Below are 18,748 nucleotides of genomic sequence, written 5' to 3'. Positions count from 1 at the left end.
CTTGATGCATGCGGACTGAGTACATTGAGGCGGTGCTCGCGCTGGTCGAGCTGGTTCCACCCGGCACCGCACTGGCCTACGGTGATGTGGCCGAGTTGCTGGGGTCCGGCGGTCCCCGGCAAGTGGGCCACGCCATGAGCCACTACGGCAGCCAGGTCGCGTGGTGGCGGATCCTCAAAGCAAGCGGCCAGGGTCCGGAAGGCCATGAGGCCGAAGCACTGCGCCACTACCTGCAGGAGGGGACGCCGCTGCTCGGCAGCCACGATGTTTTTCTGCGTACCGGCGACGGCAAATGGCGGGTGGACCTGATGGCAGCACGCTGGGCCCCGGGCGAGGATGACTTCGACCGGATCGACGCCATTGCGGAGCAGCTGGAGCGGCGGCTGCATAGATTGTCGGTGGCTGATGATGAAATGTCTGTGTGACCGTATCAATCCCCGTAGTTGACCCCGCCAAGTCCACACGCACGTCAGCCAGGCCCGCGTCCGCGGCCGGACGTGCCAGCGGTACGGGCCTGCGTCTTCTTCCGCCGCGGCAGCTGCACGCCGATGTTCCGGCATTGTCTGCGGACCAGCGTGACGCCGTCGACGTGCCCCACGGCTCCGGGCCGGTCCTGGTTCCCGGCGCACCGGGAACCGGAAAATCAACGGTCCTGATCGAAGCCGCCGTTCGTCGCGCCCTGCAGGGCGACGTGGACCCGGAGCGGATCCTTATCCTGGCGCCCGGACGCCTCGCCGCCGACTCACTCCGCGACCGGTTCACCGCGCGCCTGGACCGGAGCCTGAGCACCACGCCGGCCCGGACCTGGGCATCCTATGCCTTTGACCTGATCCGCCGGGCAAAGGCAGAGGGACTCCTTCCGCTTCCGCGCGCGCCGCGCCTTCTGTCCGGCCCGGAACAGGACCTCATCATCCGCGAACTCCTGGAGGGCCACCGGATGCCCGGCCTGGAACTTCCGTGGCCTGCGGACCTGGAAGCGGCACTGGAGACGCGGGGCTTCCGCCACGAGGTACGCCAACTCTTCGACCGGATCATCGAATCCGGCCGTACCGCCGGTGACCTCGAGGAGCTGGGCCGCCAGTGCGGCCGGCCGGACTGGATCGCCGCGTCCGCACTGTACGCCGAGTACCGGGACGTCCTGGACCTGCGCATGCCGGAGGCCTTCGATCCTGCCGGCATCATCACCACGGCACGGCAGATCTTCCAGGACGAGCCTGAGTTCCTGGCCGCGGAACGGGACCGTCTCCAACTGGTGCTGGTGGATGATGTGCAGGAGGCAAACCCCGCCGTTTTTGAGCTCCTCGCCGATATCGCCGCCGGCAAGGACTGCTATGTCGCTTTCTCCCCGGATACCGTTGTGCAGGGATTCCGCGGGGCCAGGCCCGACCTCGTTGCGGAACTGCCGCACCTGCTTTCGACGGAAACCGGCATCATCGAGCGGCCGCTCTGGCACACCCATCGGCACGCCCCCGCCATCGCAGAAGCCTGGCTCGGCGTCGCGGGCCGGATCTCACAGCGTGCGGGCGGCCAGCTGGCCAGGCGGCTTGAGCAGCCCGAACCCCTGGCCGGAACCGCGCACGGCCCCGCCGCCGTCGTCGAACCCCAATCCCAATCCCAATTCGCCGGAACGGTGGAGGCGCACCTCGTTCCGTCGCCGGTCCACGAACTGCGGTACGTTGCCCAGCGCATCCTGGACCAGCACGTTAACCATGGCCGCGACCTCGCCGAGATAGCGGTGATCGTGCGTAACGGCGGCCAGCTCAGTGAGCTGCAGCGATATCTCACGGGCCAGGGGATCCCGGTGCGCGTTCCGGTAGCCGAGTCCGCGGTCCGCGATGAGGTGGCCGTACGCCCGCTGCTGGACGCCTACGCCATTGCGCTGGATCCGGAACTGCTGACCCCGGAAGCCGCCGTCGCCCTGCTGACGTCACGGATCGGCGGCGCCACGTCCATTGAACTGCGCCGGCTGCGTCAGTCGCTCAGGCGGGAAGAACTGCTGGGCGGCGGCGGACGGACCAGCGACGCCCTGCTGGTTGAAGCATTATCGGAACCCGGTGCCCTGGGGACACTGGGACTGGAAGGCCGTTCCGCGCGCCGGACCGCCCGCATGATCCAGGCCGGACGGAGCGCCGCCGCCGAGCCCGGAGCCAATGCCGAGACCGTTCTCTGGGCCCTGTGGCACTCCACCGGACTGGCCAACGCGTGGACCGAATCCGCCCTCACCGGCGGTTCCCACGGAGCCCGCGCCGACCGGGACCTCGACGCCATGATGGCACTTTTCCACACCGCCGAGCGCTACGTGGACCAGATGCCGGGCGCCGGGCCGGAGCAGTTCCTTGAGTACCTCCTGAACCAGGAGCTGCCGATGGATACCCTGGCCGCCCGGGCGCAGGTGGACGACGCCGTCGAGCTGATGACCCCGGCCAGTGCTGCCGGGCGGCAGTGGCCCGTGGTCATTGTGGCGGGGCTGCAGGAAGGCGTCTGGCCCAATACCAGGCTCCGCGGTGAGCTGCTGGGCAGCAGCCTGTACGCTGACGCTGTCGAGCACGGGGTCAGCTATGCATTGCAGCTGGACCCGCTGAGCCGGCTGCGGGAAATCCGCTACGACGAACTCCGAAGCTTCTCCACGGCCGTTTCCAGAGCATGCGAGATCCTGATTTGCACTGCGGTTTCGTCCGAGGATGACCAGCCGTCGTCCTTCCTTGACTATGTAGCGCCGCTTGCCCCTGGCGCCGAGGGCAGGGGGTTTACTCCGGTGGAACGGCCCATGACCCTTCGCGCCCTGGTGGCAGAACTGCGCCAATACGCTCAGCTGGATGGAAGGTACGAGCCCGAAGCCGCCGAGGCCGCCAGGGTTCTGGCCGGACTTGCTGCCGTGGAACCGGCGGTCCCCGGAGCGCATCCGGACAGCTGGTGGGGCCTATCGCCTTTGACGACGTCGGAGCCGGTTGTCCCGCCCGGAGGGACGGTTTACGTCTCGCCGTCGAAGGTGGAATCCGTCCAGAAATCACCGCTCGACTGGTTTGTGCAGGCGGCTGGCGGAGAAGCCGCCACCGACTTCGCCCGGAGTCTGGGCACGCTGGTACATGCCATCGCGCAGGACCTGCCGGACGCCTCCGGGGGCGAGTACGTCGCCGAACTCATCCGCCGGTGGCCAACCCTGGGCATGAAGGACAACTGGGAAGGCAAACTCGACTTCCAGCGGGCCGAAACAATGGTGCGCAAGCTCGCACAGTACGTCCTGGTGATGCGGAGCGAGGGCCGGAGCCTGCTGGGCGTCGAGCAGGACTTCGAGGTCCGGTTGCCCGACGTTCCGCCGTCTGATGCCGGGCAGCACGGTGCCCCGTCCGCCGGAGACTTGGACAGCGGGCCCGTCCTTCCCCGCGCCGCTGTGCTCCGCGGCCAGGTTGACCGGCTGGAGGTCGACGCCGAAGGAAGGCTGGTCATTGTGGACCTCAAAACCGGTAAAAGGCAGCCCGGCAAGGCAGAGTTGTCTCGCCATCCCCAATTGGGGGCTTACCAGGCGGCGGTCCTTGCAGGCGGTTTTGCGGATGTTCGAGGGCTGCCCGGCTCAGCAGAACCCGACACGGTAGTGCCGGACTTACCAATACCGGGCTCACCTGTGCCGGGCGGCGCCGTGCTGGCGCAGCTGGGAACAAGCACCAAGAGCCCCGGCGTTCAGCAACAGGATCCCCTGGACGCCAGGGATAACTGGGCTCTGGACATGGTCACGGATGCGGCCGCCGTTATGTCCGGCAACGGCTTCGAGGCCAGGCACGACCCCGCAAAGAGCAGCCACGGAGGGCACGGCTGCCGGCTCCCCGAGGTCTGTCCGCTCTGCGTCCGCGGAAAGCAGGTCACTGAATGAGCCAGCCCCAGGTTCCAACGCCGCTGTTTACCCCGGAGCAGCTGTCCAGGCTGCTGGGCGAAAAGAATACGCCGACGCCCGAACAGTCCGCCATTATTTCCTCACCACTGGCTCCCCGGCTGGTGATCGCGGGAGCGGGCTCCGGCAAGACCGCCACCATGGCCGACCGCGTGGTCTGGCTCGTCGCCAACGGCTGGGTCAGGCCTGAGGAAGTCCTGGGCGTGACCTTTACCCGGAAGGCGGCCGGTGAGCTTGCCACCCGGATCCGGGCCAAGCTGGCCGCGCTGCAGCGGGTCGCTGCCCAGGACACGCGGCATGAAGTGTTCCCCGAGGGTCTGCTAAGCACCGACGCCCTTGAGCCCAAAGTGTCCACGTACCACTCATTTGCCAGCGGCATCGTTTCTGACTACGGGCTGCGGCTGGGCGTGGAACGCGACGTTGTGCTGCTTGGCGGGGCCCAGGCCTGGCAGCTCGCCAGCGAAGTGGTGGAAGCGTTCGACGGCGATTACAGCCATTTCAAGGCAGCCAAGTCCACGCTGGTCAAGGCAGTCATCCAACTCGCGGGGGAGTGCGCAGAGCACCTGCAGGAACCGGCCGACGTCGAGGCCTGGCTGCTGGCGCGGCTCGCCGAGTTCGAAGAACGTCCCTACGTGGCCGGAGCGACAAAGAACGCCCCTCAGGCGGCCGGTGAACTCGCCGCGATGCTGCGTACGAGGGCCAGCGTGGCTGACATGGTGGGCCGCTACGCCACCGCCAAGAAGTCACGTGGAGCCTTGGACTTCGGCGACCTGGTGGCACTTGCGGCCCGTGTTGCCCGTGAGATCCCCCTTGCGGCGGATATGGAACGCCAGCGCTACAAGGTGGTGCTCCTCGACGAGTTCCAGGACACGTCGTATGCCCAGCTGGTCTTGTTTTCGCGGCTATTCGGGGAGGGCCATGCGGTCACCGCTGTGGGAGACCCCAACCAGTCGATTTACGGCTTCCGGGGTGCTTCGGCAGGTCAGCTCTTCCACTTTGTCCGTGAATTCCCGGTCCGCGTGGATGGTGACGACGGGCAGGCACGCTTCGAGCCCGCCCCTACGTCATACCTCACCACGGCGTGGCGCAACGGCCGGACCATCCTGTCTGCGGCCAACATCATGTCTGAGGCCTTGGGGCGCGCAGAGGCCCGGAAGGCCCCTGCCGGCAGCGCTGCGACAGGCACCATTCCGGCGGGCACGGCTAGCGCGGCGGCGAATGTGCCGCCCCTGCAGCCCAGCCCTTTCGCGGTGGAGGGACGGGTGGTGCTGGGCCGCTTCGGCACAGACCTCGACGAAGCCGCAGTCCTTGCCGAAGACGTCCTGAAATACCGGATCACGGACTTTGAACGTGAGGCTGACGGCACACCGGTGCCACCGGCACTAGCCGTACTGTGCCGGCGACGTGCCCAGATGGAGACCATCCGGCGGGAGTTCGAGGCGCGGGGGATTGCCTACGAAATCGTCGGGCTAGGCGGGCTGCTCGACACCCCCGAAATCGTTGACCTGGTGGCCACGCTCCGGGTGCTGGCCGATCCTGGCCGCTCGGACTCCCTGATGCGCCTCCTGGCTGGCGCACGCTGGCGGATCGGGCCGGCAGACCTGATGGCCTTCCGCGACTGGTCCAGCCAGCTCGCACGCCGCCGCGGCCGCCCATCCTCCGGCGCGACTACGCCGGAGGACGGCCCCATGGACGCATCCGAGGAGGCCGTCATCGAAAGTGACCTGACTGACGGCGCCAGCCTGGTCGAAGCACTGGACTGGCTGCCACGCGCAGACTGGACCTCGTCCCATGGCCGGTCGCTGACCGAGCCAGCCCGCGACCGCTTCGGCAGGCTCTCCACAGAACTAAGGCAGCTGCGCGGCTACCTCGGGGACGACCTCACCACCCTGCTCGGTGAGGTGGAACGCGCCATGTTGCTCGACATCGAAGTGGCAGCGCGCCCGGGAACCAGCATCCACCAGGCCCGCCGAAACCTGGATGCCTTCCAGGACGCAGCGGCCGGCTTCCTGCGGACCTCGCACCGGGTGGACATCCTTGCGTTCCTGGCCTGGCTTGAAGCCGCCGCGGCCGAGGAAAACGGCCTTGAGGCTCCGCCGTCGGATATCAACCGCGAGGCTGTGCAGCTGCTGACCGTCCATGCGTCAAAGGGCCTGGAATGGGACGTCGTTTTTGTTCCGGGCCTCAACGCCGGTGCCTTCCCCAGCAGCAAAGATTCCCGCTGGAGCAGCGGCGCGGCCGCACTGCCGTGGCCGCTGCGCGGGGACCGATCGGATCTGCCCCAATGGGATACCGACCAGCCGGACCAGAAGGGCTGGCTGGACGCCGAAAAGGACTTCAAATCAGCGGTCCAGGTCCACGGTGAGGGTGAGGAACGCCGTCTTGCCTATGTGGCGTACACCAGGGCAAAGCATGTCCTTTGGGTCTCCAGCGCAGCATGGGTGGGCTCCAGGGCTGGGCGTGCCGAAATGTCACCGTTCCTCGCTGAACTGGAACAGCTTGTCGGGCCCGTCCCTGACAGCGCTCCGGGACGGGACATGGAAACAAACTGGGCCTTGGTCCACCCGGCGTCAGTGGACGAGGCCTCCCTGCCGGAGAAGAGCCCGTTGACTACCGAAACTGAGGTGGCCGGATGGCCTTATGACCCCCTCGAAGGCCCGGTGGATGCGCGGACCGGGGAGCGACTGCGGGTTATTCCCGGCAGGCGGCTGGCCATGGAGAACGCCGCGGCACGTGTCCGCGAGGCGTTGGAGCCCTTGGTGTCCGGGGACCAAGAGCCGGTCCTTGAACATGCATCCGCCAATGAGTCCAAGCCAGGGCTCCGGGGAAATGCGGCTGGCTGGGCGAGGGAAGCGGCCTTGCTGCTGGAACGGCGTTCCAGGCGCGCATCCGGGCAGGACGTTCATTTGCCCGGTCACATCTCTGCGTCCACGCTGGTGGATCTTGGCGAGGACCCGGCGGGGGTAGTGGGCCGGCTGCGAAGGCCTGTTCCGCGTGAGCCCGGCATGTCCGCGCGGAAGGGGACGGCATTCCACGCCTGGGTTGAAGAGTACTTCGGCGCAGCCGGCATGCTGGATCTTGGCGAGGCCCCGGGCTCCGATGATCACATTGACGCCGCCTATGATCTCGACAGCATGGTGGCCACCTTCAGGGCCTCGGAATGGGCGGACAGGTCACCGGCATTTGTCGAAGTACCGGTGGAAACGCGCGTGGGCGACGTTGTGGTCCGTGGCCGCATAGATGCTGTCTTCCAGGACGCGGACGGCAGATGGGACCTCGTGGACTGGAAAACAGGCCGCCGGCCCTCTGCCGCCCAGCTGAGGGCCAAATCGGTGCAGCTCGCCGCGTACCGGCTTGCTTGGGCCCGGCTCAAGGGCGTGGCAGTGGAGGACGTCAGGGCCGCCTTCTTCTACGTTGCGGACAACCAGGTGGTTCGGCCGCACGATCTGGGCACTGCTGAGGAGCTCGAACAGATCGTGTCCGCTGCCCTGGATGTCAGCGTTCCCTGACGCCAGTGCTCCCTGGAGTCAGGAAGAGCTTCCGGGCGTCAGTGCTTCCTGACTTCGACGATGCTGATGGCCGCGGTGGAAGTATCCTCGGCGGACGGGCGTACTGCCGGCTTGTCGTCCGGCTCTTCGACTGCCGGCTCTTCGTCCGCCGGTGCCACGTCGGACGGGATGGGCTCAGCAGGGATGCGGATGACTTGTACGGCCGGCACAGCCGGAACAGGCTCCACCGATGGGACGGGCACGGGGGCGACGGTCACCGCCGGAGCAGCGGCAAGACCCGCCGGCTGGGACCTGCCCGCTGCCGCGGGGTGGGCAGCAGGGGACTGGGCGGCGTCGTCGGCCGGGGCAGCCGGCGCGGGCAGCGGTTCGACACTGATGGCCTGCCCGCCGTGCTCTTCGACGTCGTCCGCGAGCGTTTCCAGCATGCCTTCGGCTTCGGCAACCATCCCGTCGTCGCCAGCCGCAATGCCCTTGACGAGGTATTGCGCCAACGCGAACTCGGCTGACAAAGCGGCCCGCCGGATCAGGTGCTGGTCCGGTACGTCGCGGCGGCTGCCGGTGTAGCTTGCCAGGACGGCGTCCACAAAATCCTGTTCATTCGAGGCAACCAGCCAGGCAAAGTCGTCGGCGGGATCCCCAATCCGAAGGTCCGTCCAACCAGTAACGGCCGTGACACGGCCGCTTTCGACGAGCAGGTTGTCCTCGTGGAGGTCGCCGTGGACAACGCACGGGTTGAACCGCCATAGCGAGACGTCTTCGAGGGCATGTTCCCAGCGGAGCAGCAGCGACGCCGGGATTTTTCCGGTAGTTGCTGCCTGGTCTAGCTCGTTGAGCCGGCGCTGGCGGAATTCGTTGGGCGTATAGCTGGGCAGGTCCGCGTTGCTGACCAGGGAATGCGGAAGATCATGGATGGCCGCCAGGGCTGTCCCGATTTCCCGGGCAAGCACGGCGGGACCAGCGGTGAGTTCCTCAACACTTTGCGTGCTGCCGGCCAGATGGGAGTAGACAAAGGTGCTGAGGCTGCCCAACCGGACGCTGCCGGCAACCGTGGGCATGAGGAAGGGCAACTCGGCCCGGATGGCCGGTGCGAATGCGCGGAGGACAAGGAACTCCGTCTCGAGCCTGGCGCTTGCTTCCGCATGCCGCGGCGACCTGACCCGCCACCGCTTGCCCTCCGAATCCAGCAGCAGTGCGGAGTCGAAATCCGCGGGATCGTCCGCGGCGGAGCTAACGGCGGTAGGGGTCAGCCCGGGGACTGCCGCGGTTGCCACGGCTGCCAGTTCGATCGGTTTTCTTCTCACCGTTCCACGGTAGATTGAGTGGCGGCCAAGACAACGATGTGCGGCGGCGAGTCTCCAGATATGCTGCAAAAGTCGGCTTCGGCACACCGCTTGGAGGCCCACGCCACATGTCCTGGCCGAATGTCCCTGCCGAATGTAAATTGTCCGTCCGAGTCAGTACGGTGGACACATGAGTCATGCGGAGTCCGCTATACCGGCCTACCAGCCGCAGGCAGTCCAGCTGCCGGCCAACCACCTGTTTGATACCGTGCTGCCGGTCCTCCCGGCTGCCGTTGACCGCGGCTCCGCTGATCGTGTCCGGCCAGGCATGGTTGAGGAATTGCTGGCCAGCGAGCTTACGCGGGCAGTGGTCCTAGCCGGGAGGCAGACCCTGGTACAAGGCAACCAGCTCCTGCTGCCCGCAGCCGCCCGGTTGCTCGCTCACCTGCGGGACCGCGGCTTAGCCCCGGAGCAGGTCATCTATCTTGGCGCCGCATTGGACGGCTCGGATCTTGCCGCCGGCACCGAAGTGGTCCTTGTTATCCTTCCCGAACCTGCCGAGCCCGGCACTGCGGGAATCCCGAACGATGCGCAGTGGGCCGGCTTCCGCGACATCGCTGCCGTCCTGAACCCCACTGACACGGCGTTGTTCGTCGAGGCCAGCGCCATCGCCAACTGGCATGCCGGCCATACGCACTGCCCCCGTTGCGGGACACGTACTGCGGTGGAGGCCGGCGGCTGGGTCCGCCGCTGCCCCGAGGACAGCTCGGAACACTACCCCCGGACGGATCCGGCCATCATCGTCACGGTGGTAGGGCCGGACGGACGGCTGCTGCTCGGTGGCGGCGGCCCGGTTGACGCCAAAAACTACTCCACGCTGGCCGGATTCGTCGAACCAGGCGAATCCCTGGAACAGGCCGTCGTCAGGGAAATCCACGAAGAAGTGGGTGTCCGGGTCACAGGATGCCAGTACTTGGGCTCGCAGTCCTGGCCGTTCCCGGCCTCCCTTATGCTTGGATTTACCGCCATCACCGAAGACACTGTGGCAAAGCCCGACGGCGTGGAGGTAACCCGTGCGCGCTGGTTCAGCCGGGAGGAACTCCAGGGCGCCGTGCTCACCGGAGAAATCACCATCTCCAGCCGGCTGTCCATCGCCCGCTCGCTGATTGAGCACTGGTACGGCGGCCGGATCATGGACCGCACGGACACCTGACACCCGGAACAGGCATCACCATTGGCCAGACGCCAGCACGTGGCAGTCGCGACAACAGAGCAGCAGAAGTGACCACAGAGAATCTTGACAGTGCCCAGTCCCTTGAGGAACGAATCCTTGGGGGACTTGACGCTGAACAGCGCGAGGTCGCCAGCACGCTGAATGGGCCGCTGTGCGTCCTCGCCGGTGCCGGCACCGGCAAGACCCGGGCCATTACGCACCGGATTGCCTACGGCGTGCACTCCGGGGTGTATAGCCCCCAGCGGCTCCTCGCCGTGACGTTCACGGCCCGGGCCGCAGCGGAAATGCGCAGCAGGCTGCGGGACCTCGGCGTGGGCAATGTGCAGGCACGCACGTTCCACGCCGCCGCCTTGCGGCAGTTGCAGTTTTTCTGGCCACAGGCGGTCGGCGGCACCCTGCCCAACCTGCTGGACCACAAGGCCCAGATGATCGCCGAAGCGTCCCGCCGCCTGCGGCTCAGCACTGACCGCGCGTCCATCCGGGACCTCGCCTCCGAAATTGAATGGGCCAAGGTCTCCATGCTGACCCCGGCCAACTACCTCGAGAACGCGCAGGGCAGGGGAACCCCTGGCGGGTTCGACCTCACCGCCGTCGCCCGGGTCTTCCAGTCCTACGAGGACGTCAAGACGGACCGCAACGTCATCGACTTCGAGGACGTACTCCTGATCACCGTAGGGATCCTGCAGGAGGACCAGAAAGTCGCGGCCACCGTCCGCGAGCAGTACCGGCATTTTGTGGTCGATGAGTACCAGGACGTTTCGCCGCTGCAGCAGCGCCTCCTGGAACTGTGGCTTGGTGGGCGGGACGAGCTGTGCGTAGTGGGCGATGCGAGCCAGACGATCTACTCGTTTACCGGCGCTTCGCCCAAACACCTGCTGGGATTCAAGGCGCAGTACCCTGAGGCCAATGTGGTGAAACTGATCCGGGATTACCGTTCCACGCCGCAGGTGGTCAAGCTGGCCAACGATCTCCTTGCCGCCCGTCGCGGTGGCGGACCGGTGGCCGATGCTGCCTGGGCGGCTCCGCTGCAGCTGGTGGCCCAGCGGGCGGCGGGGCCGGTGCCCCAGTTCACCGAATGCAGCGACGATGAAGCCGAAGCCGCCACAGTGGCCATTAAGATCCAGGAACTGCTCGACGCCGGCACTCCCGCCAGCCAAGTGGCTGTCCTCTTCCGCACCAACGGGCAGTCCCAAGCATACGAACAGGCGCTCGCTGCGGCCGGGATCAGTTACCAGCTCCGGGGCGGTGAGCGTTTCTTCGCACGCAAGGAAGTGCGTGACGCCATCCTTCAGCTGCGCGCGGCCACCAGGGCCGTCGCCGAAACCGCGACACCGGAACCGCTCGGCCAACTCGTCCGCGATATCGTGGCCTCGCTGGGATACACGGAGGCTCCACCCCATAACGGCGGCGCACTGCGCGAACGCTGGGAGTCCCTGGCAGCGCTGGTGGCGCTCGCGGACGAGCTTGTCCACGTCCGCGGTGAGCAGTTCAGTCTCGGGGACTTCGTTAATGAACTCCAGGAGCGGTCCCTCGCGCAGCATGCTCCCACTGTCCAGGGTGTGACGCTCGCGTCGCTGCACGCCGCGAAGGGTCTCGAATGGGATGCCGTGTTCCTGGTGGGCCTCTGCGAAGGCCTGATGCCTATTTCCTTCGCGGACACACCCGAAGCCGTGGACGAGGAGCGCCGCCTGCTCTACGTGGGTATCACGCGTGCCCGTGAGCACCTGTCGCTTTCCTGGTCCACGGCACGCACGCCGGGGGGCCGGGCCAACCGCAAACCTTCACGCTTCCTCGACGGGCTCCGGCCCAATTCGGTGGCCAGCTCCAGCGCCCGCGGAAAAGGGCCGGCGCCGCGCCGGAAATCAGCTGCCCCCGCCACTTGCAGGGTCTGCGGGAGCATGCTGTCCAGTGGCGCCGAACGCAAGGTGGGCCGCTGCAACGACTGTCCTCCCAGCTACGAAGAACAGACGTTCGATGCCCTTCGGCAGTGGCGGAAGGAAATCGCCTTGGCTGCCGAGGTGCCGGCGTTTGTGGTCTTCACGGATGCCACGCTGACGGCCATCGCCGAGGCCAAACCGTCCACGCTGGAGGAGCTTGCGGCACTGGCCGGCGTGGGTCCGTCCAAACTGGAAAAATACGGCGAACACGTGCTGCGGGTGCTCGTCGAAAGCACCACCCTGTGACACGCCGGCCGGTAGGACAGGACACCCTCCCCTTTACCACGGCGGACGGAGCGCCGGTTGAGGTGCGGCGGTCGGCCCGCCGGACCAGGACCGTGGCTGCCTTCTGGGAGAACGGGACGGCGGTGGTGGCCATTCCTGCCCGGTTCACCGCCGCTCAGGAGTCTGAATGGGTGCACCGCATGCTGGAGAAGCTGCACCGCCAGGGGGAGCGGCGCTCACGCAAAGGAAGTAAGCAGCCGGCCACAGATACTGCGTTGGCCGCCCACGCCGCAGCCCTTTCGGCCCGGTACTTCGGCGGCAGGGCAGTCCCGACGTCGGTCCGCTGGGTCAGCAACCAGAACTCGCGCTGGGGCTCCGCAACGCCGTCGGAAGGATCCATCCGACTCTCCGACAAGCTCAGGCCCATGCCGCAGTGGGTCATCGACTACGTCCTCCTGCATGAGCTCGCCCACCTGCTGGTGGCCGGGCACAACGCCGCCTTCTGGAAGCTGTTGGAGGCCTACCCCGACACGATGCGGGCCAAGGCTTTCCTGGAAGGCGTCTCGTTCGCCACCTCCCGGGGTCTGACCGCGGGCAGCAATGATCCAGCGTCAGGTGACGCCGACTAGGGAAGGTCGTCTAAACGTCGCCATCGAGCAAGGACACCGACATCATCTGGATGATCCGGCGCATTCGAACACCTCCAGCGGCGGCGAAAGCCGGCGTGGCCGCCGTCGTACCGTGAGGTCTGGCTAAGCCTTGGGCTGGTCCCCGTCGCCCTTGGGCTGGTCACCGTCGCCGGCTGGCTGTTCCCCGTCTCCGGCGTCGGAATCATCCTGCGGCGCGTCGTCGAACCCGCCGCTCAGCAGCTTCTGCAGGGCATCGTCCACTTCGCTGTCGCTGGCCTCGGCCAGTTGGCGGCGGCCGCTGAAGCCCTGCGGGTCATCGAGGTCCTCGGCAGTCGGGAGGAGGTCCGGGTGCTGCCAGATGGCATCGCGTCCGGCAATACCGCGCTCGTCCTTCAGTGCGGCCCACAACGTGGCAGCCTCGCGCAGGCGGCGGGGACGGAGTTCCAGTCCCACCAGGGAAGAAAACGCGTGCTCCGCCGGACCGCCGGTGGCACGGCGTCGCCGGACTGTTTCCCGGAGCGCGCCGGCGGAGGGCAGCAGCTTCTCTGTGGCCGCAGCTGTGAGTTCGTCCACCCAGCCTTCAACGAGGGCCAGGGCGGTCTCCAGTTTTTCAAGCGCCTGCTCCTGTGCGGGGGTCCGCTGTGGCATAAAGACACCCTGGGAGAGTGCTTCCTGGATGCCTTCAGGGTTGCTGGGGTCCAGGTCGCGGGCGAGCTCTTCAATCCTGGACGTGTCGATGTGGATGCCGCGGGCGTAGGCCTCGATGGCGCCGAGCAGGTGGCCACGCAGCCAGGGAACCTGGACAAACAGCCGCGCGTGGGCAGCCTCGCGGACGGCCAGGAACAGCCGGATGTCGTTCTCCGGAAGGCTCAGGCCCTCCCCGAACTTGGTCACATTGGCCGGCAGGAGCGCCATTTCCAGGTCGGCCAGGGGAACGCCGATGTCCGTCGAGCTGACAACCTCGGCGGACAATGCGCCGATGGCCTGCCCGAGCTGCATCCCAAAGATCGCGCCGCCCATGTTCTGCAGCAGGGATGATGCCCCGCCCATCATGGACTTCATCTCTTCGGGCATCTGTTCGGTCATGGCGCTCGAGAGAGCGTTGGCGATGCTGTTGGCTACGGGCTCGGTCAGCCGCTTCCACGTTCCAAGGGTGGCTTCCACCCACTCAGCGCGCGACCACGCACGGCCGATCAGGCCGGTGGCAGGCAGGTCGGTCACGGGATCGAGCCACAGTTCCGCCAGTCGGAGGGCCTCGTCGACTTCGCGGGTCTGCAGGGACGTGACGGACAGGTCGGCGCTGCTGGCGGCAACCCGGCGGGCGTTCTCGTGCGCGAGCTGCCAGTTGACGGGCCCCTCGGACGGGGCGCTCATCATGGCCTGGACCTGGGAAAACATCTGGGCCAGAAGATTGGGGTCGTTCGGCAGTCCAGCTGCCTTCGCGAGTTCGGCAGGATCGAAGTTTTCCATGCCCTTGCCGCCCATCAGGTTCTGCAGCATCTCGGTCAACGGATCCTTCGGCGTATCGTCGCCGTTGGACGGATTGAGTGGGTTGGAGGTCATGATCCCGCCGATCGTCGGTGTGACTGTTCACTTCACGGTACCCCGGGCCGGAGCGCCTGTCTGCCGGACAGGCGTCACGTTCGCTGTAGGCAAAGAGCTGGCCGGAGGCGGCACCGCGTACTGTTGATTCAGTGACTACAACCCGCGGCGATCATCCGCATGAGGACCACACTCCAGAGTTCGACGCCGCCACCACAGCGAGTGCCGCAGCAGCCGGAACGGGTGAGGCCAGCATCCCGCCGACCGGGCAATATGCCCCCCGCAGCTCCCCGCCGGGGGACCGGCGCGTGTCCGTGATGATGCTCTCCGGCGTCCTGGCGCTGGGCCTGGGGATCGCTGCCGTCACCGTCCCGGTGCCTTATGTTGTGGAGTCTCCCGGTCCCACCTTCAACACCATCGGCCAGAGCCAGGGCAGTCCTGTCATCAGTGTGACGGGCCACGAAACCTATCCCGCCAAGGGAAATCTGGACCTGACCACCGTTTATGTTGACGGCGGTCCCAACGGCCCGGTGAGCGTCTTGGGTGCTTTCACCGCTTGGCTGGACGGGTCCAAATCCGTTCACCCTGTGGAGCTGCTTTACCCTAGCGGCACCACGAAGGAAGAGGCTGACGAACAGAGCTCCGTGGCCATGACGTCATCGCAGGAGAATGCGGTGGCATCAGCACTCAAGGAGCTCGATATTCCCTTCGGCCAGCAACTCCAGGCCGCGGGACTGCCCGACGGTTCGCCGTCGGCCGGCAAGGTTGAAAACGGCGACATCTTCGAATCGATCAACGGCAAACCCATCACGTCGCTCGCCGTTGTGCAGGAGGAACTTGTCGCCGGCCGGGGGGCACCGGCCAGCCTGGTGGTGCAGCGAGGAGGGGAATCCGTCACGCAGACCATCACCCCCATGGACAACGGGGCAGGCCGCTACATTCTCGGAGTCATGCTCAAGTACCTGTTCACGTTTCCGTTTGACGTGAAGATTTCCCTGGACAAGGTTGGCGGACCAAGCGCAGGGCTGATGTTTTCGCTGGGCATCATTGACACCGTGACGCCGGGGGACCTTACCGGCGGCAAACATGTCGCCGGAACGGGGACCATCACCCCGGACGGCGCGGTTGGCCCCATCGGCGGCATCCGGCAGAAGATGCTCGGCGCGCGTGAAGGCGGAGCCACCGTGTTCCTCGCCCCGGCAGAAAACTGCGACGAAGTTGTCGGCCATATTCCGGACGGGCTGCAGGTGCTCAAAGTGGAGAACATCGCAGAGGCGCGGCACGCCGTCGAGGTCGCCGGATCCGGGCTGGACATGGGCGCTTTGCCCGTCTGTACCAGCAACTAGACTGAGGCAGGAACTAAGCTTTACCGCCACTCGTGGCAGATATGACGGACGTTGCCACACGCTTGACCGGTGCCGGACGTCAACCGCACGCACGCTTCTCATGTAAACCTGACGACCAGCTATGAGGTACCGAGTTTGTCCCGTCCTACCAGCCCCATCCCGCCCGGAAGACCCCCCTCGAGACGCGGGGCGCTAACGCCCACGCTGATCGTTGTTGCCATCGCAGTGGTGGGCTTCATCTTCTTCGCCAACGTGTGGACTGACGTCCTCTGGTACCGGCAGCTCGGCTACTTCGAAGTGTTCGTCACGGAAAACCTTGCCCGGATCGGCATCTTCCTCGCCGGCTTCGCGCTTATGTTCGTGGCCGTCTTTTTTGCCATCCGGGTTGCCTACCACGCACGGCCGGTCTACGCACCGGACTCCGAGATGCGCGACAACCTGAACCGCTACCAGGCCCAGCTTGAACCGGTCCGCCGCGTCGTTATGCTTGGCCTGCCCATCCTGTTCGGACTCTTCGCCGGCAGCGCTGCGGCCAGCCAATGGCAAAAAGTGCTGCTGTTCTTCAACCAGGAGCCGTTCGGCCAGAGGGATCCTGAGTTTGATCTGGACATCAGCTTCTACCTCATGACACTTCCGTTCCTGGGATTCGTCACAGGGTTTCTCATCAGCGTGGTGGTCGTGGCCGGCATCGCCGGAATCCTCACCCACTACCTCTACGGCAGCATCCGCCTGATGGAACGCGGCGTATTCACCAGCCGCGCGGCACAGATCCACCTCGCCGTGACCGGCGCAGCCTTCCTGATCCTGCTCGGCGCAAACTTCTGGCTTGACCGCTATGCTGCCCTGCAGGGCAACGGCGGGCGCTGGGCCGGTGCGCTGTACACGGACGTGAACGCCGTTATCCCCACCAAGGCGATCCTCGCCGTGGCGGCAGGCCTGGTGGCCATCCTCTTCATAGTTGCGGCGGTCATCGGCCGCTGGCGCCTGCCGGTCATCGGTACCGCCATGCTGATCATCACCTCAATCCTGGCCGGCGGCGTGTACCCGTGGGTCATCCAGCAGTTCCAGGTGCGGCCGTCCGAGCAGACGTTGGAGAAGGAGTTCATCCAACGCAATATCGAAATGACCCGGGCTGCCTATGGCCTGGACCAGATCCAGGTGGATCGCTACGACGCCACGAATACCGCCAGCACCGGCGCGCTGGCCCCGGACGCCCAGACCACGGCAAACATCCGTCTCCTGGACCCCAACCTGATCTCCGATGCCTTCTCCCAGCTGGAGCAGTACCGCCCGTACTACCAGTTCCCGGAGGCACTGAACGTCGACCGCTACGAGGTTGACGGCAAGATCCAGGACACAGTCATCGCCGTTCGCGAGCTGAACCCGGAGAATGTCGCCGCCAACCAGCAAGGTTGGCTCAACCAGCACGTTGTCTACACCCACGGCTATGGCGTCGTGGCGGCCAAGGGAAACAAGTTCACCGTTGACGGCAAACCGGAGTTCCTCCAGTCGGGTATCCCGTCCACAGGTGTCCTTGGCGATGATTCCACGTATGAGCCGCGTATCTACTTCGGCGAAGACTCTCCGGAGTACTCCATTGTTGGAGCGCCCGAGGGATCACCGCACCGCGAACAGGACAGGCCTTCCGGCAAGGAAGGCGATGGGGAAACCCAGTACACCTTCACCGGCAACGGTGGACCCAGCGTTGGCAGCTTCTTCAACAAGGTCCTCTACTCCATCAAGTTCCAGTCCTCGGACCTGCTCCTCTCCGATGGGGTCAACGCGGAATCCCAGATCCTTTACGACCGCAGTCCGCGTGACCGTGTGGAAAAGGTTGCCCCGTACTTGACCGTTGACGGTAACGCCTACCCGGCCGTTGTTGACGGCCGCGTCAAGTGGATTGTGGACGGCTATACCACCAGCCAGTACTACCCGTACTCGCAGCAGGAGCAGCTCTCGGCCGCCACTGCAGACTCCCAGACCACGTCAGGCCGGACGGTTGCCCTGCCCAACAGCTCGGTGAACTACATCAGGAACTCCGTCAAGGCCACGGTCGATGCCTATGACGGCTCGGTCACGCTCTATGCGTGGGACGACCAGGACCCTGTTCTGAAGGCCTGGCAGAAGGTTTTCCCCACATCCCTGAAGCCCTACTCGGAGATGTCCGGAGACGTTATGAGCCACGTCCGGTACCCGGAAGACCTGTTCAAGGTCCAGCGCGAACTGCTGGGCCGTTACCATGTCACAGACCCGGTGAGCTTCTTCAAGAGCGACGACGTGTGGAGCGTGCCGAACGATCCAACCGTGGACACCGAGGTGAAGCAGCCGCCGTTCTACATGTCGCTGCAGATGCCTGATCAGGACGATCCGGCGTTCCAGCTGACCTCGTCCTTCATTCCACAGCCTGGGAACGGCACAGCCCGGAACGTGCTCTACGGCTTCCTGGCGGCCGACTCCGACGCCGGAAAGGAAAAGGGCGTGAAGGCCGATACCTACGGCAAGCTCAGGCTGCTGCAGATTCCGCCGGCGATCCAGGTTCCCGGGCCGGGCCAGGCCCAGAACAAGTTCAACTCCGATCCAACGGTGTCCCAGGCTTTGAACCTTCTGAGGCAGGGTGCTTCCGAAGTGCTCAACGGCAACCTGCTGACTCTGCCTGTGGGCGGTGGCATCCTGTACGTCCAGCCGGTTTACCTCAAGTCGACCGGCGAGACGTCCTACCCCACCCTCCAGCGTGTGCTGGTGGCCTTCGGTGACAAGGTCGGCTTTGCTCCGACTCTCGACGGCGCCCTGAAGCAACTCTTCGGCGGCGACTCCGGAGCTGCCGCAGGTGACTCCGACAACACCGGCCAGGCCCCGCCCACTCCAGGGACTACGCCGCCGGTGAGCGCAGGTGCCCAGGCTGACCTCAAGGCCGCGCTGGATGAGGCGAACGCCGCCATCAAGGCCGGCCAGGCAGCCTTGGCTGCCGGCGACTTTGCGGCCTATGGGGAAGAGCAGAAGAAACTGGCTGCGGCCCTGCAGAAGGCGCTTGACGCCGAGGGCAAGATCCCGGCGCCGGCCCCTGAAGCCACGCCGTCGCCCGAGGCTACGCCGACGGCTACACCTACGGCGACGCCCTCGCCGTCAGCCGGCAACTAGGGGGCTTGACCAGCGAGACGCA

General features: G+C 66.1%; 10 protein-coding genes. 8 read left to right on the top strand and 2 right to left on the bottom strand.

The window, feature by feature from the left end:
- Positions 1-8 precede the first annotated feature (8 nt).
- The 3 genes from ACZY0Q_RS05750 to ACZY0Q_RS05740 are packed head-to-tail and all read left to right on the top strand — an operon-like array spanning position 9 to position 7,395.
- The gene (locus ACZY0Q_RS05750) at positions 9-425 is read left to right on the top strand and encodes an MGMT family protein (protein WP_463915220.1); all 417 of its coding nucleotides are present in this window, start codon (positions 9-11) and stop codon (positions 423-425) included.
- Positions 422-3,868 (top strand): ATP-dependent helicase, encoded by a 3,447-nt coding sequence (locus ACZY0Q_RS05745; protein ID WP_463915219.1) that lies wholly within the window; start codon positions 422-424, stop codon positions 3,866-3,868. Before ACZY0Q_RS05750 ends, ACZY0Q_RS05745 begins: the two co-directional genes overlap by 4 nt.
- Complete coding sequence (locus ACZY0Q_RS05740) at positions 3,865-7,395, top strand: ATP-dependent helicase (RefSeq protein WP_463915218.1); 3,531 nt, start codon at positions 3,865-3,867, stop codon at positions 7,393-7,395. Before ACZY0Q_RS05745 ends, ACZY0Q_RS05740 begins: the two co-directional genes overlap by 4 nt.
- Positions 7,396-7,433: 38 nt before the next feature.
- Here ACZY0Q_RS05740 and ACZY0Q_RS05735 read toward each other — a convergent pair whose 3' ends face one another.
- Complete coding sequence (locus ACZY0Q_RS05735) at positions 7,434-8,696, bottom strand: macrolide 2'-phosphotransferase (protein WP_463915217.1); 1,263 nt, start codon at positions 8,694-8,696, stop codon at positions 7,434-7,436.
- Between the two features lie 169 nt (positions 8,697-8,865).
- Between ACZY0Q_RS05735 and nudC the strand changes: the two genes are divergently transcribed.
- From nudC to ACZY0Q_RS05720, 3 genes are all read left to right on the top strand, one after another.
- Positions 8,866-9,888 (top strand): NAD(+) diphosphatase, encoded by a 1,023-nt coding sequence (gene nudC / locus ACZY0Q_RS05730; protein WP_463915216.1) that lies wholly within the window; start codon positions 8,866-8,868, stop codon positions 9,886-9,888.
- 68 nt (positions 9,889-9,956) lie between these two features.
- On the top strand, positions 9,957-12,092 hold the full coding sequence (locus tag ACZY0Q_RS05725; RefSeq protein ID WP_463915215.1) for an ATP-dependent DNA helicase UvrD2: 2,136 nt from the start codon (positions 9,957-9,959) through the stop codon (positions 12,090-12,092).
- Positions 12,089-12,700: a M48 metallopeptidase family protein gene (locus ACZY0Q_RS05720; RefSeq protein WP_463915214.1), complete on the top strand. Its 612-nt coding sequence runs from the start codon at positions 12,089-12,091 to the stop codon at positions 12,698-12,700. The genes ACZY0Q_RS05725 and ACZY0Q_RS05720 overlap by 4 nt, the downstream gene beginning before the upstream one ends.
- A 123-nt stretch (positions 12,701-12,823) precedes the next feature.
- Here ACZY0Q_RS05720 and ACZY0Q_RS05715 read toward each other — a convergent pair whose 3' ends face one another.
- Positions 12,824-14,263: a zinc-dependent metalloprotease gene (locus ACZY0Q_RS05715; RefSeq protein ID WP_463915213.1), complete on the bottom strand. Its 1,440-nt coding sequence runs from the start codon at positions 14,261-14,263 to the stop codon at positions 12,824-12,826.
- A gap of 131 nt (positions 14,264-14,394) precedes the next feature.
- Between ACZY0Q_RS05715 and ACZY0Q_RS05710 the strand changes: the two genes are divergently transcribed.
- Positions 14,395-15,588 carry a YlbL family protein gene (locus ACZY0Q_RS05710; protein WP_463915212.1) on the top strand — a complete coding sequence of 398 codons (1,194 nt, stop codon included), beginning with the start codon at positions 14,395-14,397 and terminating at the stop codon, positions 15,586-15,588.
- Between the two features lie 135 nt (positions 15,589-15,723).
- Positions 15,724-18,726, top strand: coding sequence for a UPF0182 family membrane protein (locus ACZY0Q_RS05705; RefSeq protein WP_463915211.1), 3,003 nt, complete (start codon positions 15,724-15,726; stop codon positions 18,724-18,726).
- Positions 18,727-18,748 lie beyond the last annotated feature (22 nt).

The sequence above is a fragment of the Pseudarthrobacter lactosi genome, assembly GCF_055412785.1.
The sequence above is the reverse complement of the archived record's forward strand: the minus strand, read 5'-3'. Positions and strand labels throughout refer to the sequence as shown.